This is a genomic window from Acinetobacter sp. SFD (genome assembly GCF_001647575.1).
GTDB lineage: Bacteria > Pseudomonadota > Gammaproteobacteria > Pseudomonadales > Moraxellaceae > Acinetobacter > Acinetobacter pecorum.
This window is the reverse complement of sequence record NZ_LSZJ01000001.1, coordinates 825,051-842,816: the sequence shown is the minus strand read 5'-3', so window position 1 is coordinate 842,816 and position 17,766 is coordinate 825,051. Positions and strand designations below refer to the sequence as shown.

At 45.3% G+C, this 17,766-nt stretch carries 16 protein-coding genes and 1 rRNA gene; 4 read left to right on the top strand and 13 right to left on the bottom strand.

Annotated features, from left to right (window positions below; genetic code table 11):
- The first annotated feature begins 20 nt into the window (after positions 1-20).
- Positions 21-135 (top strand): 5S ribosomal RNA (rrf, locus tag AY605_RS03985).
- A gap of 206 nt (positions 136-341) precedes the next feature.
- Positions 342-1,520, top strand: a complete 1,179-nt coding sequence (locus AY605_RS03980) for a PQQ-dependent sugar dehydrogenase (RefSeq protein ID WP_064095157.1) — start codon at positions 342-344, stop codon at positions 1,518-1,520.
- A 379-nt stretch (positions 1,521-1,899) separates the two neighbouring features.
- Here the strand turns inward: AY605_RS03980 and AY605_RS03975 are convergent, their stop codons facing one another.
- The 5 genes from AY605_RS03975 to ribF all read right to left on the bottom strand — a co-directional run bounded on the left by AY605_RS03975 (position 1,900) and on the right by ribF (position 7,500).
- Complete coding sequence (locus tag AY605_RS03975; RefSeq protein WP_064095156.1) at positions 1,900-2,442, bottom strand: NADPH-dependent FMN reductase; 543 nt, start codon at positions 2,440-2,442, stop codon at positions 1,900-1,902.
- Between the two features lie 137 nt (positions 2,443-2,579).
- Complete coding sequence (locus AY605_RS03970; RefSeq protein ID WP_064095155.1) at positions 2,580-3,062, bottom strand: FKBP-type peptidyl-prolyl cis-trans isomerase; 483 nt, start codon at positions 3,060-3,062, stop codon at positions 2,580-2,582.
- On the bottom strand, positions 3,055-3,594 hold the full coding sequence (lspA, locus tag AY605_RS03965) for a signal peptidase II (protein WP_064095154.1): 540 nt from the start codon (positions 3,592-3,594) through the stop codon (positions 3,055-3,057). The genes AY605_RS03970 and lspA overlap by 8 nt, the downstream gene beginning before the upstream one ends.
- Complete coding sequence (gene ileS / locus AY605_RS03960; protein ID WP_064095153.1) at positions 3,587-6,433, bottom strand: isoleucine--tRNA ligase; 2,847 nt, start codon at positions 6,431-6,433, stop codon at positions 3,587-3,589. Before ileS ends, lspA begins: the two co-directional genes overlap by 8 nt.
- A 65-nt stretch (positions 6,434-6,498) precedes the next feature.
- Positions 6,499-7,500 carry a bifunctional riboflavin kinase/FAD synthetase gene (gene ribF, locus AY605_RS03955; RefSeq protein WP_064095152.1) on the bottom strand — a complete coding sequence of 334 codons (1,002 nt, stop codon included), beginning with the start codon at positions 7,498-7,500 and terminating at the stop codon, positions 6,499-6,501.
- A 207-nt stretch (positions 7,501-7,707) separates the two neighbouring features.
- Here ribF and AY605_RS03950 point away from each other — a divergent pair, with 207 nt between their 5' ends.
- Together AY605_RS03950 and AY605_RS03945 are read left to right on the top strand one after the other, a co-directional pair.
- Positions 7,708-8,862 (top strand): TDT family transporter, encoded by a 1,155-nt coding sequence (locus AY605_RS03950; RefSeq protein ID WP_064095151.1) that lies wholly within the window; start codon positions 7,708-7,710, stop codon positions 8,860-8,862.
- A gap of 105 nt (positions 8,863-8,967) precedes the next feature.
- Entirely contained in the window at positions 8,968-9,534 is a 567-nt protein-coding gene (locus AY605_RS03945; RefSeq protein WP_171254895.1) for a 5'-nucleosidase, read from the top strand.
- Positions 9,535-9,598: 64 nt separating this feature from the next.
- Here AY605_RS03945 and AY605_RS03940 read toward each other — a convergent pair whose 3' ends face one another.
- From AY605_RS03940 to AY605_RS03905, 8 genes are all read right to left on the bottom strand, one after another.
- Positions 9,599-10,219: a TetR/AcrR family transcriptional regulator gene (locus AY605_RS03940; protein WP_064095150.1), complete on the bottom strand. Its 621-nt coding sequence runs from the start codon at positions 10,217-10,219 to the stop codon at positions 9,599-9,601.
- Positions 10,220-10,536: 317 nt separating this feature from the next.
- On the bottom strand, positions 10,537-11,343 hold the full coding sequence (locus AY605_RS03935) for an ABC transporter ATP-binding protein (protein ID WP_064095149.1): 807 nt from the start codon (positions 11,341-11,343) through the stop codon (positions 10,537-10,539).
- A 21-nt stretch (positions 11,344-11,364) separates the two neighbouring features.
- Positions 11,365-12,180 (bottom strand): aliphatic sulfonate ABC transporter permease SsuC, encoded by an 816-nt coding sequence (gene ssuC, locus AY605_RS03930; protein ID WP_064095148.1) that lies wholly within the window; start codon positions 12,178-12,180, stop codon positions 11,365-11,367.
- Entirely contained in the window at positions 12,180-13,355 is a 1,176-nt protein-coding gene (gene ssuD / locus AY605_RS03925; RefSeq protein ID WP_064095147.1) for an FMNH2-dependent alkanesulfonate monooxygenase, read from the bottom strand. The genes ssuC and ssuD overlap by 1 nt, the downstream gene beginning before the upstream one ends.
- A 36-nt stretch (positions 13,356-13,391) precedes the next feature.
- Positions 13,392-14,387, bottom strand: coding sequence for an aliphatic sulfonate ABC transporter substrate-binding protein (locus tag AY605_RS03920; RefSeq protein ID WP_064095146.1), 996 nt, complete (start codon positions 14,385-14,387; stop codon positions 13,392-13,394).
- A gap of 24 nt (positions 14,388-14,411) precedes the next feature.
- Positions 14,412-15,368 carry a sulfonate ABC transporter substrate-binding protein gene (locus AY605_RS03915; RefSeq protein WP_064095145.1) on the bottom strand — a complete coding sequence of 319 codons (957 nt, stop codon included), beginning with the start codon at positions 15,366-15,368 and terminating at the stop codon, positions 14,412-14,414.
- Between the two features lie 333 nt (positions 15,369-15,701).
- The gene (gene argA / locus AY605_RS03910) at positions 15,702-17,045 is read right to left on the bottom strand and encodes an amino-acid N-acetyltransferase (RefSeq protein WP_064095144.1); all 1,344 of its coding nucleotides are present in this window, start codon (positions 17,043-17,045) and stop codon (positions 15,702-15,704) included.
- A gap of 132 nt (positions 17,046-17,177) precedes the next feature.
- Positions 17,178-17,546, bottom strand: a complete 369-nt coding sequence (locus tag AY605_RS03905) for an RcnB family protein (protein WP_064095143.1) — start codon at positions 17,544-17,546, stop codon at positions 17,178-17,180.
- Positions 17,547-17,766 lie beyond the last annotated feature (220 nt).

Sequence of the window (17,766 nt, the reverse complement as noted above, 5' to 3'; positions counted from 1 at the left end):
GCAAAGTCATAAACAGTTGTGCTGGCGACCATAGCAAGAGTGAACCACCTGATCCCTTCCCGAACTCAGAAGTGAAACCTCTTAGCGCTGATGGTAGTGTGGGATTACCCATGTGAGAGTAAGTCATCGCCAGCTCATTATTCAAAACACCCCCGGTCTAAAGGCCGGGGGTGTTTTTTTAGGCCTGGAGTTTAGTCGAAAGCTTAGTCACTCATTCTTTATTAAAATAAATTCTATTTATAATTTTTAAAATATATCTATTTACTTTTCTATGCTGAATTTAGACCAGAAACTCTGTATCTTGATGTTAATTTGGACAATAAATCAGTATGGAGAAGATAATGTTATCGCAATTTAAAATAAAAATTTTACTTAGTTGCTGTGCTTTGGCATTTACTGCCTGTCATGCAGAAAATTCCTCCTCTAGCTCTGAGACTGCTCAACAGACTTCTATAGCTACTCATGCATCCGATTCAGTCTCTTCAAGCATGCAAAAATATAAGGTTGAACAGGTTGCTCAATTTAATGAACCTTGGGCAATTGCCACCTTAAATGATGGCCAGCTGCTGATTACTGAGCGTAAAGGAAAATTGCAGCTCTTTGATCCCAAAAATAAGAAAAAAATCGAGGTGAAAGGCATACCTCAGGTTGCGTATGGAGGCCAAGGCGGCTTAGGTGAAATTGCTTTACATCCAGATTTTGCAAAGAATCAGTGGGTATATCTGAGTTATGCTGAAAAGGGTCAAGGTGGATATGGTGCTGTGGTTGTTCGTGGCAAACTTGATTTGAGCCAGCCTACCCCCCAACTGAAACAGATTAAACGGATCTGGACTCAAGTTCCCAAATTTTCGGGTCAGGGGCATTATGCGCATCGAATAGTGTTTGGGCCGGATGGCAAGTTATGGATCAGTTCGGGGGAGCGTCAGCAATTTGATCCTGCACAGGACATGCAATCCAATGCCGGTAAAATTATTCGCCTGAATGATGATGGTTCAATTCCTGCCGATAATCCCTTTATGAATCAGGGTAAAATTGCCCAGCAGGTTTGGAGTCTTGGACATCGTAATCCTCTGGGAATGGCGTTTGATCCCAAAGGGCAGCTTTGGGTCATTGAAATGGGACCGAAAGGCGGTGATGAACTGAACAAGATTATCAAGGCTAAAAATTATGGCTATCCTTTAGTATCAAATGGCGATCATTATGATGGCAAGCCCATTCCTGACCACAGTACCCGTCCTGAATTCGAAGCTCCGGCACTGGACTGGACACCAGTAATTTCTCCTTCAGATTTGCTGTTTTATACTGCGAATATCTTCCCACAATGGAAAAATAAGGCAATTGTAACCGGTTTGTCTTCCAAGGCAATCGTGATTGTAGATACCACTCAGACCCCAGTAAAAGAAATCCAGCGTCTGAATATGAAAGAACGGATTCGTGGGGCTGCCCAGGCAGAGGATGGTTCATTATGGGTCATTGAGGATGGTCCGCAAGTCAACCTGTTAAAAATGACAGCACCTTAATCCGCTTTTTAAAGATATGGGGCTAAGAGAAATATCATCCGGAAACTGGAAAATCTCGAGATTGTAAGCTGCCGATGGGCTCTATCTCTGATTTCAGGTTGATGTCTGATACTGAGAAATGACTATTCAAGCCAAAACAAATCGTTTAAAACAAAAAAGCCTCAACATCCTGTTGAGGCTTTTCTGGATTTGCTTCTCAGATCTGACTCCTGTCTAATCTGTCAACGTCCTGTTGATTTGCGCTTTTTATTGTTGTGGTATCGCTTTGCAGACTTTCTGTCTGTCTATGCATTCACTATAGCCTTGCAGAAAATTAAGGTATAGCCGCCAAATACCGCGCTGCATGTAGGCTAAAACGTACAGGATTTCCGTCTAATCATTAGGCACTGACATACCGAATCAGTTTATCTACAGCAGCTTTTAAATTTTTATTATCGAATTCATTGCCCTGGAAGGAATAATCTTTGTTCCGTGCAAAAATATCCCGAATTTCGATGACAGCATTAGTATCCACCAGTCCAAGCTGAGTACCCACTTGACGAATCTGGTCAATTGAACGTGAGCCATTGGTCGCGCCATAACCAATATAAGCTGCCGGTTTGCCCTGCCATTCCTTGCCGAGATAGTCCAGGGCATTTTTCAGAGCTGGACTATAGCCATGATTATACTCAGGCGTGACAAAAATAAAGGCATCTCCAAGCGCAATCTTGTCTGCCCACTCTTGCTGTTTGGGCTGATCATAAATCCCGGTCAGGGGAGGATGAGCGCCAGCAAATAGCGGAAGATCCCATTCTTTTAAATCGACAATTTCAGTTTCCAAAGTGCTAAAGGTATAACTTTTAATTTCCTGCAGTACCCAATGCGCCACTTTAATTGCAGTACGCCCCTCACGCACGCTCCCAACCACAATATAAATTTTCATATTTAGTCCTTTTTCAGGGTCTTAATCATCAAATTAAATTAATTAGATTTCAGAAAGGTGACTAGACATGATTTGTATCCGGAACATAAAAAAAGCTCCCGAAGGAGCTTTTTTAAATCAGTCAATTAGTTGAAACTTTACATCAGTTTAACGCCTTGCTGGCCAGCAGGTGTCACTTTAAAGATTTCCACTTCAAAGGTGATGTTCTTGCCTGCCAATGGATGGTTAAAGTCCACTTCGGTAATATCATCATTGACTGATCTGACTACGCCATACAGGGTGGCCTTGGCTTTGTCTTCAAACTCGATCATGTGACCTTCGATCGGACGTTCTCCGAATTTTACCGTGTCAAATTTCTGGATGTTTTCTGGATTCCATGGCCCAAAAGCATCTTCTGGTGGCAGGCTGACCGTGCGACGGTCACCGGCACGTAAGCCAATCAGTGCTTTTTCAAAACCAGGCAGTAGATTGCCATCGCCAATCACCAGGCTGACTGGTTCTTCACGGCTACGGGTATTATCAATTTCCACGCCATTTTCGATTGCGACAGAAAAGTGCAGCTCGACTTTAGAACCGTCTGCAACCCGGGTTTCTTCGTTGGGATGAATAAAATCAGTCATGTTGTGCTTGCGCCCGTTGAATTCGATGTTTTTCTAAGAAAAAGGTATCAATCAGCATCAGAATAGTACCTATAGTAATGGCACTGTCTGCAATATTGAAAGCAGGGAAGTGGCTGTTCTGGTAATACACATGAATAAAATCGACCACATAGCCAAGGCTGATCCGGTCGATTAAATTACCGATGGCACCGCCCAGAATCAGGGCTATCGCCAGCGGCAAGATTTTCATGTCTTTTGGCATACGCATCAGCCAAAACACGAAGACCACAGACACTAAACCTGCCAGTGAAGTAAAGAAATAGCGTTGCCAACCACCGGCATCGGACAGAAAACTAAAGGCAGCGCCATAGTTATGTAGCAGTGTCCAATTTAAAAAGGGCAGTACAGGAACAGGATCTGCATAATTCAGATTTGTTACTGCAATCCATTTGGTCCATTGATCCAGAATGATCGCCAGAATGGCCAGTCCAATCCACCATAAATTATGTGGATAGAACTGGAATAAGCCCTTTTTCGTGTGGGTATTAGGCATACTTTCTCTCTTCGCCTTGGCCTGTAGGAAGGTTAATGATACAACGGCCGCATAGTCCCGGATGTGAGCTATGTGTATTCACATCTGGAAGAACATGCCAGCAGCGTACACATTTTTCGCCATCTGCCGCAGAAACTTTCACGTGAAGACCTTCAAGATCAGATGCTTCACCTTGAGCTGCATCAAACTCATTCACCAGCACTTGTGACGTAATCAATACGAAACGAAGTTCGTCACCCAGTTTATCAAGTACCGCTTTCAGTTCGTTCGACGCCCAAAGTTCAACTTTGGCTGACAAGTTGGAACCCACTGTTTTCGCAGTACGCGCTGTCTCGATAAACTTGTTCACCGCAGATTTCACCGCAATCAGGGTTTGCCATTCCGTTTCTGTCACGATGTTGGCTTCAGTCGCTACAGGAATGTCATACCATTCCGCAGTAAACACATATTTCTCTGTTTGTTCAGGAATTAATGGCCAAGCTTCTTGTGCTGTGAAGCTCAAGATCGGTGCCATCCAGCGAACAAATGCCTGTACCAGGTGATACAACGCAGTTTGTGCAGAATGACGTGCTTGTGAGTCTGCTTTGGTGGTGTACTGACGGTCTTTGATGATGTCGAGGTAGAAACCACCCAGGTCATTGATACAGAAGTTAGTCAAGGCGCTGGTGACGATATGGAAGTTCATATCTTCATAGGCTTGCTGAACAGTTTTCTGTACCTCAGCTGCACGTTGCAGGATGTATTGATCCAGTGCAATCAACTGATTTACAGGCAATGCATCGGTAGACGGTTTGAAGCCATTCAGGTTCGCCAACAAGAAACGAAGCGTGTTACGGATACGACGGTAACCATCAGAGGCACGGCTAAAGATTTCCTTACCAGCCGTCATTTCATAACGGTAATCCGCAGAGGCGATCCAGAAACGTAAGCCATCTGCACCCATATCTTTAATGATGTCTTGCGGTGTGATGACGTTACCGATCGACTTAGACATCTTGCGGCCTTTTTCATCGACCACGAAACCGTGGGTCAGCAGACCTTTATATGGCGCACGTTCATTGATCGCAATCGACGTTAACAAAGACGATTGGAACCAGCCACGGTGCTGGTCAGAACCTTCCAGATATAAATCAGCAGGATCAGTCAGTTCTTCGCGTTCACGCAGTACCGCAAAGTGTGTTGTACCCGAGTCGAACCATACGTCCAGCGTATCGCGTACCGCGTTGTAGTGTTCAGCATCATCACCGATGAACTCAGATGCATCACGGTTGTACCAGCCGTCAATCCCTTCCTGCTCGATCAGTTTCGCGACTTCTTCGATCAGTTCAGGCGTACGTGGATGTAGCTCATTGGTGTCTTTATGCACGAAGAACGGGATTGGCACACCCCAAGTACGTTGACGCGAGATACACCAGTCCGGACGACCTTCGATCATCGCCTGAATCCGGTTTTTACCCCAGTCCGGCACAAAGCTGATCTCATTTTCGATTGCGTTTAATGCGCCTTGACGTAAACCTTTTGCATCCATGCTGATGAACCATTGTGGTGTCGCACGGAAGATAATTGGAGTTTTATGACGCCAGCAGTGTGGGTAGCTATGTTTGATGACGACATGTGCCCAAAGCTTGCCTGCTCCAGTCAATGTTTCAATAATTTTGGGGTTGGCTTTGTAGATATGCTCGCCTGGAAAGATTGGCGAGGTTGGTAAATACACACCATTTCCGCCGACCGGGTTGTCTACTTTAAGGTTATAAATCAGGCCAACTTTATAATCGTCTACACCATGGCCCGGTGCAGTATGAACGGCACCTGTACCACTGGTTGCAATCACGTGTTCACCCAAAATAACGGGAACTTGACGGTCGGCAATCAGAGGGTGCTGTAATTGTAAGTTTTCAAGTTTGCTGCCTGTAAAGTCAGCAAGAACTTCAAAAGACTCGAAGCCATAGCGTTCTGTTGCTGATGCAACCAAATCTTTTGCAAGAATAAGGTTTTGTGCCACTTTATTTTCACCAACGGCTTTCACCAATTGGTATTCAATCTCTGCATGCAGAGCAACGGCCTGGTTGGCAGGTAGCGTCCAAGGTGTCGTGGTCCAGATCACGATGTCCGTTGAATCGGTAACGGTTACACCCAAGCGTGCAGATAAATCAGCTAAATCTACAACGGTAAAACCCACATCAATCGCGTCGGATTTTTTATCTTCGTATTCAACTTCTGCTTCAGCCAGAGATGAACCACAGTCCAGACACCAGTTCACCGGTTTCAGACCAGGTTCGATATGGCCTGCTTTGGCAATGGCACCAAGCGAACGTACGATATCCGCTTCCTGTTTGAAGTTCATGGTCAGGTACGGATTGTCCCAGTCGCCGAACACGCCCATACGCACGAAGTCTTTTTTCTGTAATTCAACTTGTGTGTAGGCATATTCACGGCAGGCTTTACGGAAAGTTGAAGCATCGACTTTTACGCCGACTTTACCGACTTTTTCTTCGACTTTCAGTTCGATTGGCAGACCATGACAGTCCCAGCCCGGTACATACGGCGCATCAAACCCGTCCATGACACGGCTTTTGATAATGATGTCTTTTAAAACTTTATTGACTGCATGGCCCAAATGGATTTGACCATTGGCATAAGGAGGGCCGTCATGAAGCACGTATTTTTTCTTGCCAATACGCGATGCACGAATCTGCTGATAAATGTTGTCGGCATACCACTCTTCTAACCATTTCGCTTCACGTACTGCCAAATTTGCCTTCATTGCAAAGTCAGTACCTGGGAGGTTCAGCGTGGCTTTATAGTCCACTGCATTTTCAGGAGTTTGCTTATCGCTCATGCAAGTCGTCTTCCAATCTAATCAGTTTATGTCACTGACACGTTTTACAATAAAAATATGGGATATTAAAAGGGAAAAGTGGGGTGATTTCGACGAAACTCAAGCAGTTTCTCGACATCATCATCAATTCCGGCTTTTAGCGCTTCAAGCGAAGGATAGTCCTTTTCGCCATGTAAATAGTTTAAGAACGTCACCCGCATCAACAGGCCATACAGATTAGCAGAAACATCTGGAAAATGTACTTCTAATCGCCATTCCGGATGCGCTTGTTTAATGGCTGGACGGGTGCCGACATGACCTGCCCCAAACAGGGCCGTCGGTTCATAGCCTGGAATACCTGTTTGCGCTGGAGTATCAGCTTTTACCTTGTCTTTTAAGGATAAGGTTTCGCAAATAACCTCAACTCCGTAAATCCCCTTCAGGCAGGGCTTATGGCGGTTGAGGCGGATATTGATAGTTGGAAAATCAAGGGTTCGACCAATCTGATCGCCATACTGTACCCGCCCGGTAATACTGTAAGGACGGCCCAGCAGCTGTGCGGCCAGAGCCAGATCACCTGCGAGCAAAGTCTGGCGAATCCGGGTAGAACTGACCCGTTCACCATCCAGAGCAATGGTATTTAAATTGGTGACTTCAAAGCCATAATTGCGCAGAAATTCGCTGTTGCCCTGGCGGTTTTTACCAAAGTGAAAATCATCACCCAAGACCAGATGCTGCGCATTGAGTTTTTCTTTTAAAATATCGGCAAAGGCTTCTGCGGTCAGGCTGCGAAAGCTATGGTCAAATTTTGCCACTGCAATATAGTCCACACCGAGTTCAGTCAGGTATTCGACTTTTTCACGCAGTGATGAAATACGCGGTGGTGCTTCATAACCTTTAAAGTATTCAAGCGGTTGTGGCTCGAAAATCATCACTACAGATTTTAACCCCTGTGCTTTGGCCACCTGTTGCAGCTGACGGATCATGGCCTGATGACCTAAATGCACGCCGTCAAAATTACCGATAGTCACGGCAGTTTTGGGTAACTTGGAATGAGACGCTAAAGCATTTAGACGGAGCAGCTGCATGGGCAAATCAAGTGCTTAGAAATTTCGAGAGGCTATATATTGCCATAATCTCAGCGTTTCGTCTTGTTGTTGTGTTTTTAGACAATAAAATTAATGCAATGATGAATTTATAATCAATTAAATTGATAATAAAAATGAATATTAATCAATTTAATTTATATTCAATTATTCGTATGATGGTTCTAACATCCTTTCAGAGTGAAGCTGATGAAAAAGCCATTTGCCGATTTAAATCGAGTTTCTGACCTGATCCGTGAGTTCACACCGAACTGGTTCACAGTAACCATGGGTACCGGTATTGTCGCTTTAATCATCGCAGAATCTCCGCTGGCATCTGAGCTTTTCTGGCAAATGGGTGCCGGGCTTTGGCTTTTGAATATCATCTTATTTGTTGCTTTCCTGAGTCTTTATGCACTGCGCTGGATTTATTACCCAGTTGAAGCCAAACAGATTTTTCAGCATCCAAATATGAGTTTATTTTTGGGTGCAATCCCGATGGGGCTTGCCACAATCATCAATGGCTTTCTTAAATTTGGTATTGTTCAAATGGGCGATATTGCCGTACAGATTGCAGGACTACTTTGGTATGTCGATGTTGCACTTGCGGTTCTGATTGCGTGGGCCGTGCCATTTTTTATGTATAGCCGGCAGAAGCATGAGTTTAAAAGCATGACAGCAGTGTGGTTGCTGCCCATCGTGGCATGTGAGGTTGCTGCAAGTAGTGGGGGATTGTTATTGGCCCATCAGGAGCCAACTCAACAGAGCGTCATGATTCTACTCGGCAGCTATATGCTGTGGGGAATTTCAGTTCTGCCTGCATTTGGAATTCTGAGCATTTTAATGTTGCGTCTGGCTTTACATCAGTTACCTGAAAAAGAAATGGCCATTAGCAGTTGGCTTGCCCTTGGGCCAATTGGTACAGGTGCATTGGCATTGTTATTACTGGGTCATCAGGCACCGCAAGTGTTGGCAGTGATAGATCAATACAGACTGGGGCTATTTTTAGAACAGGTGGGTATTATGGGTGCCTTAATCCTGCTTGGCTTTGCTGTCTGGTGGTTTGGTATCGCCTTATTGACTACCTTATCTCATGCCAGAAAGCAGTTGCCCTTTAACTTGGGCTGGTGGGGACTCACCTTTCCAATCGGTGTATTTACTTTGGCGATATTTAATCTAGCTGCCGCACTAGAGCTTCAATTTTTATATGCGGTTGCTTATGCACTGGGAGGTGTATTAGTCATGTTATGGATACTGGTTGCAACTAAAACGGCAGCGGGTTTTTACCATGGAAATTTAATCTTTTCACCTTGCCTTAAACAGTATTTGCAAAAGCAGCAAATTGCGAAGGCCACAGAAAAATAAGAATGCAATTCCCTGTATGACTGGGCATTTAAAATGATGCAGCTCAGGCTGCCTTGTGCTGCTGTTTTATGGTATATCACTGCCCATACAGCGCAGGAGACGATTGTGAGTCAAGAAATTGCATTAATCATGGCACTTCCGAATGAGTCTAAAGGCTTGTTTGAAGCAGAAGGTATTGAAGTACATTACAGCGGGATTGGCAAAATTAATGCGGCCTTTAAAGCCTTTGAAGTGATTCAGAAGACGGGTTGCACTACCTTACTGAACTTGGGTACAGCAGGGAGTACGCATTTTAATGCACACGAACTGATTGAAGTGAGCCAGTTTGTACAGCGTGATATGGATGTTTCACCACTTGGTTTTGAAATCGGCGTTACACCGATGGATCAGCATTTCCCGGGTGCTATTGAGCTGGAATCGTTCTTTGAACATTTGCCGAAAGGGATTTGCGGGACAGGTGACAGTTTTGAAACCAGCATGTCGAAAGTCACGTGTAATCTGGTTGATATGGAAGGCTATGCTTTGGCAAAAGTCTGTAAAAAACTTGGTGTTCGCCTGATTTCAGTCAAATATATCAGTGATGGTGCCAATGAAACTGCGCATCTGGACTGGGAAGAGAATCTGTTGCTGGGTGCGAGGAAGTTATTAGATTTATATCGAATGGTAAAATAAAAGGGAGGCTTAAGTTTGCTCGGCGACCATAGGAGCTATGGCCGTATGCCAATCATAAGTGCGCTTATTGATCCTTACGTGGGATCACGCCATATAACATCATGTTTACCGTATGCTGGATAATGCGTTGCTGCATGCTGCGGTTACGCAAGGTTTTACCTGTGACCATTTCCATCTGAATGGAGAAATCTGCATAGTTTTGGGTGATGGCCCAAATATTCAGAATCAGTAATTCAGGATCAATATTCGCAGAGATTTTGCCTTGTTCCTGCCAGTTGGAAATCACTTTGGCTTTGCGCTTCACCAGTTTTTTCAGCGGGCCTTTTAAAATCTCCAGAATATGCGGTGCTCCTTGAATCACTTCTAAAGCAAATAAACGTGATGCTTTAGGCTGGGTACGCGACACTTCAATTTTTTGCATTAAATAATTGGTGATCGCTTCTTCAGGTTCAAGTTCTGCTTCAAGGGTTTGTAAAGGCGCCAGCCATTTTTGTAGAACGGTGGTTAATACCTCGACATACAGGGCTTCTTTATTTTCATAATAATAGAAAATATTCGACTTATGCATTTCTGCAATTTGTGCGATTTCATCCAGACTTGCCCCACTAAAACCATATAGGGAAAATACGTCTAGTGCAGCATTTAGCAGCTGATTGCGCTTTTGAGTGCTCTTTTTTTGTTCCATTAGCAAATATAAAAACAATGAAAAAAGGGAATCTTCAATTGTACGGCAAATCATCAGATTTGTGCACACAGTCACAGGCTAATTTTTTGAATAATGATGATTTATTCTCTAGATTAATATTTAAAACAGGCTAGATCCATCCACACAGAGAAAATTCAAGTTTCTGAAAATATTTCGTTTTCTCGTTGGTCTTGTGACTAAATGACAGAGGAGAGTGAAGTTCAAAGGATGGAAATTGAAGTATATCGGATTAAACTTAAGATAATTTTTAAGCATCAAACCCATAACCCTGTGTGATTTTGGGTTTGATCCAAGCTTCAGGTTGCTAAAACCGCTTTTAGGACCTGCTGTTCCAGTTCTGCAAATTTGACACTTTTTTGCCGGGGACGAGGTAAATTAACCCTAAACTCTTTGGCAATATGACCTTTGTCCAGCAAGATAATCCGGTCTGCCAGTTGCACGGCCTCACTGACATCGTGGGTCACCAGAATGGCGGTAAAACCTTGTTCGGTCCAGAGACGCTCAATCAGGCTTTGCATTTCCAGTCGTGTCAGGGCATCCAGGGCGCCGAGCGGTTCATCCAGCAGCAGAATGCGCGGCTGATGCGATAACGCTCGTGCCAAAGCGGTACGTTGCCGTTGTCCTCCGGAAAGCTGTGAAGGCCAAAGTCCGGCTTTTTCTTTGAGGCCGACCTTTTCCAGCATTTGCGAAGCTTTGGCATGCTGCTCCTTCGGTAAACCGAGTTGCACATTCTGTTCGATGCTGCGCCAGGGCAACAGGCGAGGGTCCTGAAACATCACCCGGATATCATCTGCAGTAATGCCTTCACGAATATGTCGGGCGGACTTAAACCTGATTTCGCCATAGCTCTGTTTTTCTAGGTCAGCGATCAGGCGCAATAAGGTACTTTTACCACAACCACTGCGACCGACAATCGCCAGAAATTCACCTGGCTGGATATGCAGGTCCAGGTCTTGCAGAACTTTGACCGAACCGTAAAATTTGTGCAGCTGTTCAATGATAATTTCGGCACCAAGCACTGTAGCAGGATTGATCTCTGCCGCAGGTTGCTCGAGTGGTCTAATCGGGTCATTGGCATGACGCCCTAAACTGAGATCAGTCATCACATGCTCCTTATTTATTCTTTATTTTTGATACCCGGCATGCCAGCGCAGCAGGAATCGTTCTAAAGCGACGGCCAGGACATCGGCCAGTTTGCCCAGCAGGGCATACAGTAAAATACCTACCAGAACCACATCGGTTTGCAAGAATTCACGTGCATTCATGGTCATATAGCCAATACCGGACTGGGCAGAAATGGTTTCGGCAACGATCAAAAGTACCCAGACCAGACCCAGAGAAAAACGCAGGCCGACCAGAATTGACGGCATCGCACCCGGCAGAATAATTTCTCTATAAAGCTGCCAGCGAGTTAAACCATAGCTTTTTCCCATCTCTATTAATTGTGGATCGACCGAGCGGATACCGTGATAAGTATTGATATAAATTGGGAAAAATACCCCAATCGCCACCAAGAACAATTTGGCGGATTCATCAATCCCGAACCATAAGATCACTAGGGGAATGAGTGCCAGTGCAGGAATATTGCGGATCATCTGCAAGGTCGTATCGAGCAGGGTAGAGGCAGTTCTGGATGAGCCATTTAACAGTCCCAGTAATAGACCCAAACCACCCCCCACCAATAATCCGCTGATGGCACGTCCTGCACTGACTTGCACATGCTTCCACAGTTCACCGCTGAGCAATAAATTCCAGAAGGCTAAAACCACGGCACTCGGTGCAGGCAGAATCCGGCTTTCCAGCAGGCCTGTGCTAGAGGCAATTTGCCAAACTGCAATCAAGAAAATTGGAACCAGCCAGGGCAGCAGGTGCTGCCCCAGAATTGTTCCACGTGAAACCGGCTTTTGGGCCAGGGTTTCAACGGAAACGACTTTTGACATTAAGCAGACTCCTGAATTTTTTCAGCCTGCTTGTTCTCGTCCGGTGTGTAGTTGTTCGCCACGATTTCACCAAATGGGCCGGTCAAGTTTGGTTGAGTGAGTTTTTGCTGGGTTTCCAGTGGAAGTAAAGGGAATACCAGTTCGGCAAAACGGATTGATTCTTCCAGATGTGGATAGCCTGAGAAAATAAAGGTGCTGATTCCCAGAGTTGCATATTCCTGGATACGTGCAGCGACAGTTTCTGGATCGCCGACCAGTGCCGTACCTGCACCACCACGAACCAGGCCTACACCTGCCCACAGGTTCGGAGAAACTTCGAGTTTGCTACGGTCGCCGTTATGCAGTTCTGCCATACGGCGCTGACCGACCGAGTCCATGGATTTGAACTTGGCTTGAGCTGCAGCGATAGTGGCATCATCCACATATTGAATCAGTTCTTCAGCCGCCGCCCAGGCCTGCTCATTAGTTTCGCGTACGATCACGTGTAAACGGATCCCGTAATTCAGTTCACGACCTTTAGCTGCAGCCTTGGCTTTTACCACTGCAATTTTCTCTTTGACTGCGGCCGGTGGCTCGCCCCAGGTCAGGTAAGTGTCGACCTGATCCGTAGCCAGTTCAATGGCATCATCCGATGAACCGCCAAACCATAAAGGCGGATGCGGCTGCTGAATTGGTGGATACAGCAATTTTGCCTCATCGACACTTAAGCGTTCGCCATGGAAACTAAAGCTTTCCCCAGTATGTGAACGTTTTAAAATTTCACGCCAGATGGTGGTGTATTCGGTCGCCGTTTTATAGCGGGTTGTGTGATCTTCATAGACGCCATCACCTTTTAGCTCCTGCTCGTCACCGCCAGTCACCAGATTGAGCAGCACCCGGCCATTGGACAAACGGTCAAAGGTTGCAGCCATGCGTGCAGCCAGAGCCGGGGTGGTCACGCCCGGACGCAGGGCCACCAGGAATTTCAATTTTTTGGTCGCGTCAATCAGGCTGGCTGCAGTTAACCATGGATCTTCACAAGAACGGCCGGTTGGAATCAGGACACCTTCATAACCTAAGTTATCTACCGCAACGGCAATCTGCTTCATGTAGGCATGATCTACAACACGTGCGCCCTTGCTGGTGCCTAAGTAACGGCTGTCGCCATGAGTGGGGATAAACCAGAAAATTTTCATGTGATATTCCTTAAATTAAATCATCTTGTTTGCTAATCAATGTGTGGCTGCTGGCGACCAGATCTGTTGCTGGACGCTGATGGTTTTGGGAATCAGTTGAACCTGCTGGAAGAGATTGGCAATATTCTGTTGGGCTTTGATCACTTCCGTCGTTAAAGGCTGAACCGGCGAAGGTTTAAGACGACGCTCAAATGCAAGCTTCGCCACTTCTGGTTTCAGACCGGTACTTTTCTGATAAATATCTAGGGCTACAGCCTGGTTTTTAAGAATCCACTGGTCAGAGGCATTTAAAGCCTGAATAAACTTCTCGGGACTATCCGGATGCTTCTGAATAAATTCGGGATTGCCGATATAAAAGGAGTAGGTTTGCGGAAAGTCACTGGATTCAATCAGTACCTTCACCTGGCTGTCGAACTCGGCTGCGCCCAGGAAGGGATCCCAGATTGCCCAGGCGTCAATGGCTTTTTTGTCAAAAGCAGCACGTGCATCCGCGGGTGGAAGCCAGACGGCTTGAATCTCTGACCAGCTTAAGCCGGCTTTTTCCAGAGTTTTGGCCAGAAGTTCATGGGCACTTGAACCTTTCTGCACCGCGATCCGTTTTCCTTTCAACTGTTGAATCGTCTGGATGGCACTGTCTTTCGGCACGACCACGGCCAAAGAGTTTCCAGCCACTTTTTCAAAGGCTACATAGCTCAGGGCTTTATCTGCAGCCTGGGCAAAAATGGGTGGGGTATTCCCTACATAGCCATAATCCACTGCACCGACTGCCAGTGCTTCCAGCATTTGTGGACCCGCCGGAAACTCTTTCCACTCAATTTTGGTATTGGGAAATTGTTGTTCTAACAGCTTTTCATTGCGTGCTACCAGCAGATTCAAGGCTGATTTCTGAAAGCCAATCGCAATGCTTTGTACCTGTTGTGCTGCTTTGGTTTCTGCAGCAGCCGTTTGCTGTGATTCCTGTTTCTGGCAGCCAGTCAGACTAAAGCTCAATAACGCTAAGCTGATATAAGAAACTGTTTTTAAATGACTCATTTTTATTCTCAAAGTATTCTGCTGTTATTTAATAATTGCTGCATCAATATTCAGCTTTTGTGGAATTAGCTGCTGCGCATAAAACGCATCGGCGACCTGTTGCTGTTTTTGAATCACGTCAGTCGTGAGGGGTTTAACACCGAAGCCCATGCGTGAAATAGAGGTTTTTAAGACATCGACGGCCAGACCTGTCGGTTTTTGCAGGAACTGAGCAGCAGCATCCTGATTTTTTGCCACCCAGTCCGTGGTCAGGTTCAGTTCATTGACAACTGCCTGTACCACCTGAGGATGGCTTTCTGCGAACTTGCGATCTGCCAGATAGAACTGGTGGTTGCTCACCACATTTTCACCGCTGGCAATGACACGCGCACCAATCTGATGTTCAGCAGCTGCAAAAAACGGATCCCAGATCACCCATGCATCGACTGCACCACGTTCAAATGCAGCACGTGCATCGGAAGGGGGTAAATAAATTACTTCGATATCATCAAGGCCAAGCTGGTTGGCTTCCAGAACTTTTAACAGTAAGTAATGCACATTTGAACCTTTGTTCAGGGCCACCCGTTTGCCTTTCAGATCCTGAATGGACTGGATTTGTGAATCTTTCGGCACAATTAAGGCTTCGGCCTTAGGCGCTTGCGGCTGATTGGCCACATAGACCAGATTTGAGTTTGCCGCCTGAGCAAAAATCGGCGGTGCTTCACCGGCTTCACCAAAAGAGACGCTGCCAACGTTCAGTCCTTCAAGCAGTTGCGGACCAGCAGGAAATTCTACCCATTTCACATTGATCCCTTGTTGCTTCAAGATAGTTTCCAGCGTGCCGCGTTCTTTTAAAATCGGTAATACGCCGTATTTTTGAAAACCGATATTCAGGGTAAGGGCATCTTCCTTTTTCGAGCAGCCTGAAAGCATCATGACACCCGCCATCGCAGTACCGAGTACCACAGTCTTTGTTAAAAACTGAACATGAGATTGGCGCATGAATCAAAACTCCCGAAAATGACAAACTAGTAAATGAAAACTTAGAGACACGCTAATCGTTTTTGTTTTTCTAAAAAAATAACTATTCAGGAATTTCTAATGAAGAAAAAAGATAAATAAAAAAGCGCAAAACTTATGCGAAAAAGTGATTTATATAAAAATGAATATTTACTATTTAAATTAATCAAACTTATGAAATTTATAATTATTTTTTTAAATATAATCTGCTGATATATTTAGCTAAAAACGAGTAATAGAATTTTAAAATTTAAATCGAAATTGTCAGATATCTTTATCTGAAATTAAGCTAAGGCACCAAAAGAAAAAGTCACTTTAAAGTGACTTTTTGCAAACAATGGAATTGCGTTGATAATTATAAAAAGCCTGACGGGCATCCGGCAGATCATCGACTGAAGCCGGTTCAAAGCCCTGTTCCAGAAACCAGTGCGCGGTGCGGGTGGTTAGAATAAACAGCTGCTGAATCTGCATGCTTTTGGCTTTTTCTTCAAGATAATGCAGGATCTGGCTACCCCGGTTAGACTTGCGATAACTTGGATGTACCGCAACACAGGCAATTTCTGCAGAACGCAATTCATCACCCGTGGTCGGAATCGGATAGAGGGCGGCACAGGCCAGAATCATGCCGTCCCGTTCGATTACGGCAAACTGGTTGATTTCATTTTCCAGACGTTCACGCGAACGATAGACCAGAATGCCTTCTTCTTCCAATGGACGCAGTAAACCGATCAGGCCACCGACATCTTGAATATCGGCCATCCGCACTTCTTCATAATGTGCATCGGTGACCAGAGTTCCGGAACCATCCCGGGTGAACAGCTCTTCCAGTAGGGCACCATCATAGGCATAAGAAATCAAATGCACCCGATGTACGCCGTTCATTGAGGCTTCCTGGGCGGCTTTTAATTGTAGTCCTCTTTCCAGTGTATCTTGCTCGACCGGAATAAAATCATCCAGTTGTTGCGGTGTCACTTCACGTTTGAGCTGGCCGTTACTGTCCATCAGGCCATGCTGCTTGCCGAGAAAAATCAGTTTATCTGCCTTGAGGCGAATCGCAGTTTTGGTAGCAACTTCTTCAGCCAGCAGATTAAAGACTTCTCCTGTTGTGGAATAACCGGTCGGGCCAAGCACCACAATATTATGACTGTCCAGATGGCGCTGAATCGCGTCAGTATCAACTGCACGCACTTCACCGGTCAGCTGGAAATCAATACCATCGCGGATACCATAAGGCTTGGCGGTGACAAAATTCCCTGAAACGGTATCAATCCGGGCGCCATACATCGGCGAGTTGGCCAGTCCCATAGACAGCAGTGCTTCAATTTGCAGGCGGATCGAACCCACGGCATTCATCACACAGCTTAAAGATTCACGCGTAGTCACCCGGCGCTGCTGGTAAAAAGGCGTCGTAATCTGGTTTTGGGCCAGGTTCTGGTTAATTTGCGGACGAGCGCCATATACCAGAATCAGCCGAATCCCCAATGAATGCAACAAGGCAATATCATGAATAATATGCTGAAAGTTGTCATCTAAAACGGCTTCACCATCAAACATGATCACAAAGGTTTTGTTGCGGTGCGCATTGATATAAGGCGCAGAATTGCGAAACCAGTGCACATATTGCAGTGTTGTGCTTTGTGACGTGTCTGCCGAAGTCATGCCTGTGCCTATTTCAATGATGAGATCCAACTTTGATTCTAATGAAAAAAAACGCAAGTGGAAGTACAGATATAAAAAAACACCTGAAGGGGAACTTCAGGTGTCTGCAAGACGAGCAGTAATGGAGAAAGATTAGTTCATGATCCGTACGATTTTATTGGTACGCTCATTCACCAGAACATAGTCATTGTTGACTTTATACCACTGCTGGAAACGGCCGGTATTCGGTAGACGACGTGCTTCACGATCACTCACTTCAAAACGTTTGTTGTCGTATTGACGTGGTAAAGTTTGCCCTACGCGCCAGTCCCGGCTTGGATTGACTACACGGTTGTTATGACGGCGGTCATCATTCCATTTTTTACTATCTTTGGCGTCCCAGTGTGGTGCCGATTTATGCGGATTATGGTCATAACGTGAGTCATGCTGTGGTGCTGCCATTGCAGAAGTAGCTAACAAAGCACTGAGAGATAACGCAACTGTAGTTAAAACTTTTTTCATGGCTCTCACCTAAAGATGTAAATCTAATTTCGATGAGACTAAATTAGCGAACAAGTGCATAGAAAGCATGAGGGCTATTTAGTTAAAATGTTAAATTCGTGAAGAAATTTAGAAGATGGTTGCGCTAGAGCTAGATAAGCACAGGACAGCGAAATCATGGGCAGTTGGAAAAATCAGTCACCTAAATAAAAAAGACCCAAACAATGTTGGGCCTAGAGCA

Bases quoted from the DNA above. Each gene is read 5' to 3' on its own strand.
- AY605_RS03980 (WP_064095157.1), top strand. From the start codon at position 342: ATGTTATCGCAATTTAAAATAAAAATTTTACTTAGTTGCTGTGCTTTG.
- AY605_RS03975 (WP_064095156.1), bottom strand. From the start codon at position 2,442: ATGAAAATTTATATTGTGGTTGGGAGCGTGCGTGAGGGGCGTACTGCA.
- AY605_RS03970 (WP_064095155.1), bottom strand. From the start codon at position 3,062: ATGACTGATTTTATTCATCCCAACGAAGAAACCCGGGTTGCAGACGGT.
- lspA (WP_064095154.1), bottom strand. From the start codon at position 3,594: ATGCCTAATACCCACACGAAAAAGGGCTTATTCCAGTTCTATCCACAT.
- ileS (WP_064095153.1), bottom strand. From the start codon at position 6,433: ATGAGCGATAAGCAAACTCCTGAAAATGCAGTGGACTATAAAGCCACG.
- ribF (WP_064095152.1), bottom strand. From the start codon at position 7,500: ATGCAGCTGCTCCGTCTAAATGCTTTAGCGTCTCATTCCAAGTTACCC.
- AY605_RS03950 (WP_064095151.1), top strand. From the start codon at position 7,708: ATGAAAAAGCCATTTGCCGATTTAAATCGAGTTTCTGACCTGATCCGT.
- AY605_RS03940 (WP_064095150.1), bottom strand. From the start codon at position 10,219: ATGGAACAAAAAAAGAGCACTCAAAAGCGCAATCAGCTGCTAAATGCT.
- AY605_RS03935 (WP_064095149.1), bottom strand. From the start codon at position 11,343: ATGACTGATCTCAGTTTAGGGCGTCATGCCAATGACCCGATTAGACCA.
- ssuC (WP_064095148.1), bottom strand. From the start codon at position 12,180: ATGTCAAAAGTCGTTTCCGTTGAAACCCTGGCCCAAAAGCCGGTTTCA.
- ssuD (WP_064095147.1), bottom strand. From the start codon at position 13,355: ATGAAAATTTTCTGGTTTATCCCCACTCATGGCGACAGCCGTTACTTA.
- AY605_RS03920 (WP_064095146.1), bottom strand. From the start codon at position 14,387: ATGAGTCATTTAAAAACAGTTTCTTATATCAGCTTAGCGTTATTGAGC.
- AY605_RS03915 (WP_064095145.1), bottom strand. From the start codon at position 15,368: ATGCGCCAATCTCATGTTCAGTTTTTAACAAAGACTGTGGTACTCGGT.
- argA (WP_064095144.1), bottom strand. From the start codon at position 17,045: ATGACTTCGGCAGACACGTCACAAAGCACAACACTGCAATATGTGCAC.
- AY605_RS03905 (WP_064095143.1), bottom strand. From the start codon at position 17,546: ATGAAAAAAGTTTTAACTACAGTTGCGTTATCTCTCAGTGCTTTGTTA.